At 55.7% G+C, this 5316-nt stretch carries 3 rRNA genes; all 3 read right to left on the minus strand.

Annotated features, from left to right (window positions below):
- Positions 1-10: 10 nt before the first annotated feature.
- Positions 11-124: ribosomal RNA gene (gene rrf / locus TX88_RS32635) — 5S ribosomal RNA — on the minus strand.
- A gap of 158 nt (positions 125-282) precedes the next feature.
- A 23S ribosomal RNA gene (locus tag TX88_RS32640) occupies positions 283-3407 on the minus strand.
- 367 nt (positions 3408-3774) lie between these two features.
- Positions 3775-5292, minus strand: a 16S ribosomal RNA gene (locus tag TX88_RS32645).
- Together the 16S, 23S and 5S rRNA genes form the textbook arrangement of a ribosomal RNA operon.
- Positions 5293-5316 lie beyond the last annotated feature (24 nt).

The raw sequence follows: 5316 nt of genomic DNA on the forward strand, positions 1-5316 counted from the left end.
CTTAATTTGTGTTCGGCGGTGTCCTACTTTTCCACCCGACAGGGTAGTATCATCGGCGCTGGCAGGCTTAGCTTCCGGGTTCGGGATGGGACCGGGCGTTTCCCTGCCGCTATGGACCGCCGTAACTCTATTCACTCGTTGTTGAGTGTACATCTTGTGTTTTGGTGGTGGGGCATGGGGAACCATGTCCCGACACAAGTGTCGTGTGTGGTTTATGAATGTGGTTGCGAAGCAAGGTGTGCGTCTTACTGAAAACCCATCAAACTTTTGGTGTTTGTTGGTTGTTGTAAGTTTTCGGCCGGTTAGTGCCAGTTCCCTGCACCTATTACTAGGCTTCCAGGTCTGGTCTATCAATCCCGTGGTCTGCGGGGGGCCTTATCCCTCTAAAAGGGTGAGAAGCCTGGTCTTGGAGGGGGTTTCCCGCTTAGATGCTTTCAGCGGTTATCCTGTCCGAACGTGGCTATCCAGCGGTGCTCCTGGTGGAACAACTGGTATACCAGAGGTTCGTCCGTCCCGGTCCTCTCGTACTAGGGACAGATTTCCTCAAGCTTCTGACGCGCGCGGCGGATAGAGACCGAACTGTCTCACGACGTTCTAAACCCAGCTCGCGTGCCGCTTTAATGGGCGAACAGCCCAACCCTTGGGACCTGCTCCAGCCCCAGGATGCGACGAGCCGACATCGAGGTGCCAAACCATCCCGTCGATATGGACTCTTGGGGAAGATCAGCCTGTTATCCCCGGGGTACCTTTTATCCGTTGAGCGACACCCCTTCCACTCAGAGGTGCCGGATCACTAGTCCCGACTTTCGTCCCTGCTCGACATGTATGTCTCGCAGTCAAGCTCCCTTGTGCACTTACACTCAACACCTGATTGCCGTCCAGGTTGAGGGAACCTTTGGGCGCCTCCGTTACATTTTGGGAGGCAACCGCCCCAGTTAAACTACCCACCAGGCACTGTCCCTGAACCGGATATACGGTCCGAGGTTAGAGGCCCAATACGATCAGAGTGGTATTTCAACAACGACTCCACCCACACTGGCGTGTGAATTTCACAGTCTCCCACCTATCCTACACAAACCGTATCGAGCACCAATACCAAGTTGTAGTGAAGGTCCCGGGGTCTTTTCGTCCTGCCGCGCGTAACGAGCATCTTTACTCGTAGTGCAATTTCGCCGAGTCTATGGTTGAGACAGTTGAGAAGTCGTTACGCCATTCGTGCAGGTCGGAACTTACCCGACAAGGAATTTCGCTACCTTAGGATGGTTATAGTTACCACCGCCGTTTACTGGGGCTTAAATTCTCTGCTTCACCCCGAAGGGTTAACAGGTCCTCTTAACCTTCCAGCACCGGGCAGGCGTCAGTCCGTATACATCGTCTTGCGACTTCGCACGGACCTGTGTTTTTAGTAAACAGTCGCTTCTCACTGGTTTGTGCCACCCCCTCCCGCTGCCGGCCGCAAGAGCCTTGACGATATGGGGGTCCCCCTTCTCCCGAAGTTACGGGGGCATTTTGCCGAGTTCCTTAACCATAGTTCACTCGTACGCCTTAGTATTCTCTACCTGACCACCTGTGTTGGTTTGGGGTACGGGCCGTGTATGTCCTCGCTAGAGGCTTTTCTTGGCAGCATAGGATCACCGAATTCGCCTCAAACGGCTATGCATCACCTCTCAGGATTAATGCCAGACGGATTTACCTATCTGACTCCCTACCGGCTTACCCCAGTACAACCACTGACTGGTACGGCTACCTTCCTGCGTCACCCCATCGCTTGACTACTACCCACCGGGGTCCCACGCAGCCCCGTCAACGCCTCACCCCGAAGGGATCGGTCACGACGGTTTTGGATGGTTAGCACAATGGATTCATCATGGACGCACATACACGGGTACGGGAATATCAACCCGTTGTCCATCGACTACGCCTGTCGGCCTCGCCTTAGGTCCCGACTCACCCTGGGAGGACTGGCCTGGCCCAGGAACCCTTGGTCTTTCGGCGGGCAAGGTTCTCACTTGCCTATTCGCTACTCATGCCTGCATTCTCACTCCCACACCCTCCACAGCTAGATCACTCTGCTGCTTCACCGGATGCAGGACGCTCCCCTACCCAACGTATAAATACGTTGCCGCGGCTTCGGCGGTGTACTTGAGCCCCGCTACATTATCGGCGCACAATCACTTGACCAGTGAGCTATTACGCACTCTTTCAAGGGTGGCTGCTTCTAAGCCAACCTCCTGGTTGTCTTCGCGACTGCACATCCTTTTCCACTTAGTACACGCTTAGGGGCCTTAGCCGGCGATCTGGGCTGTTTCCCTCTCGACGCACGGAGCTTATCCCCCGCCGTCTCACTGCCACATTCTTGGACTTGTCGGCATTCGGAGTTTGGCTGACGTCAGTAACCCTGTGGGGCCCATCGGCCATCCAGTAGCTCTACCTCCAACAAGAAACATGTGACGCTGCACCTAAATGCATTTCGGGGAGAACCAGCTATCACGGAGTTTGATTGGCCTTTCACCCCTACCCACAGCTCATCCCCTCAGTCTTCAACCTAAGTGGGTTCGGGCCTCCACGCGGTCTTACCCGCGCTTCACCCTGGCCATGGGTAGATCACTCCGCTTCGGGTCCAGAACACACCACTACACCAACCCCTACGGATTGGATACGCCCTATTCAGACTCGCTTTCGCTGCGGCTACCCCACACGGGTTAACCTCGCGACATGTCCCTGACTCGCAGGCTCATTCTTCAAAAGGCACGCCATCACCCCACGACAAAGTCGAAGGCTCTGACGGATTGTAAGCGCACGGTTTCAGGTACTATTTCACTCCCCTCCCGGGGTACTTTTCACCATTCCCTCACGGTACTAATCCGCTATCGGTCACTGGGAAGTATTCAGGCTTACCGGGTGGTCCCGGCAGATTCACAGCAGATTTCACGGGCCCGCTGCTACTCGGGAACACCATTAAGGTAGATGTCAGGTTTTCACGTACCGGGCTCTCACCGTCTACGGCAGGTCATCCCAAACCATTTCCGTTAACCACGACATTTTCTCACTACCCTCCAGTCGGATAGAACTGGAAAAACAGGTCCCACAACCCCGCACACACAACCCCTACCCGGTATCACATGCATACGGTTTAGCCATCCTCCGCTTTCGCTCGCCACTACTCACGGAATCACTTTTGTTTTCTCTTCCTACGGGTACTGAGATGTTTCACTTCCCCGCGTTCCCTCCTGCACCCTATGTATTCAGATACAGGTAACACGACATCACTCGTGCTGGGTTTCCCCATTCGGACATCCTCGGATCAACGCTCGGTTGGCAGCTCCCCGAGGCATATCGCAGCCTCCAACGTCCTTCATCGGCTCCCAGTGCCAAGGCATCCACCATGCGCCCTTAAACACTTACAACACAAAAACCAAAAAATGAGTTTCAAAAGAAATTGCACATCAACACACAAAACCAGGCCCCACCCACAAGGAGTGAGACCACACATTTTGCGTGCTAGATGCTCGCAACCACTATCCACAAATCAAACACCACACCCCACCACCAAAGTGAGGCAACAACACGCCGACACCCCCAACGGGATGCCACCCCCCGAAAGGGGCACGGGCCTGTTGTCTCAAAGCCCAATAGTGTGTCTGGCAGTTCTACAAGTTTGTCGTGCACCAGACCCCCACCCACTACAGGTGCGAGGCCATCCAACGAATCGCCTGAAAGCTCAGCTGATCCCGCGATTTACGGGGCCGGCCCAGGTCTCGTGGTGCTCCTTAGAAAGGAGGTGATCCAGCCGCACCTTCCGGTACGGCTACCTTGTTACGACTTCGTCCCAATCGCCGATCCCACCTTCGACGGCTCCCTCCACAAGGGTTAGGCCACCGGCTTCGGGTGTTACCGACTTTCATGACGTGACGGGCGGTGTGTACAAGGCCCGGGAACGTATTCACCGCAGCGTTGCTGATCTGCGATTACTAGCGACTCCGACTTCACGGGGTCGAGTTGCAGACCCCGATCCGAACTGAGACCGGCTTTGAAAGGATTCGCTCCACCTCACGGCATCGCAGCCCTTTGTACCGGCCATTGTAGCATGTGTGAAGCCCTGGACATAAGGGGCATGATGACTTGACGTCATCCCCACCTTCCTCCGAGTTGACCCCGGCAGTCTCTCACGAGTCCCCACCATTACGTGCTGGCAACATGAGACAAGGGTTGCGCTCGTTGCGGGACTTAACCCAACATCTCACGACACGAGCTGACGACAGCCATGCACCACCTGCACACAGGCCACAAGGGAACCAATATCTCTACTGGCGTCCTGTGCATGTCAAACCCAGGTAAGGTTCTTCGCGTTGCATCGAATTAATCCACATGCTCCGCCGCTTGTGCGGGCCCCCGTCAATTTCTTTGAGTTTTAGCCTTGCGGCCGTACTCCCCAGGCGGGGTACTTAATGCGTTAGCTACGGCACGGATCCCAAGGAAGGAAACCCACACCTAGTACCCACCGTTTACGGCGTGGACTACCAGGGTATCTAATCCTGTTCGCTCCCCACGCTTTCGCTCCTCAGCGTCAGTTACTGCCCAGAGACCCGCCTTCGCCACCGGTGTTCCTCCTGATATCTGCGCATTCCACCGCTACACCAGGAATTCCAGTCTCCCCTGCAGTACTCTAGTCTGCCCGTATCGCCCGCACGCCCACAGTTAAGCTGTGAGTTTTCACGAACAACGCGACAAACCACCTACGAGCTCTTTACGCCCAGTAATTCCGGACAACGCTCGGACCCTACGTATTACCGCGGCTGCTGGCACGTAGTTGGCCGGTCCTTCTTCTATAGGTACCGTCACTTGCGCTTCGTCCCTATTGAAAGAGGTTTACAACCCGAAGGCCGTCATCCCTCACGCGGCGTCGCTGCATCAGGCTTGCGCCCATTGTGCAATATTCCCCACTGCTGCCTCCCGTAGGAGTCTGGGCCGTATCTCAGTCCCAGTGTGGCCGGTCACCCTCTCAGGCCGGCTACCCGTCGTCGCCTTGGTAGGCCATTACCCCACCAACAAGCTGATAGGCCGCGGGCCCATCCCACACCGCAAAAGCTTTCCACCACACACCAGGAAGTGCGCGGTCATATTCGGTATTAGACCCAGTTTCCCAGGCTTATCCCAAAGTGCAGGGCAGATCACCCACGTGTTACTCACCCGTTCGCCACTCGAGTACCCCGAAGGGCCTTTCCGTTCGACTTGCATGTGTTAAGCACGCCGCCAGCGTTCGTCCTGAGCCAGAATCAAACTCTCCAAACAAAAACCCCTCATCCAAAGACAAGG

The organism is Mycolicibacterium septicum DSM 44393 (assembly GCF_000455325.1).
Classification (GTDB): Bacteria; Actinomycetota; Actinomycetes; order Mycobacteriales; family Mycobacteriaceae; genus Mycobacterium; species Mycobacterium septicum.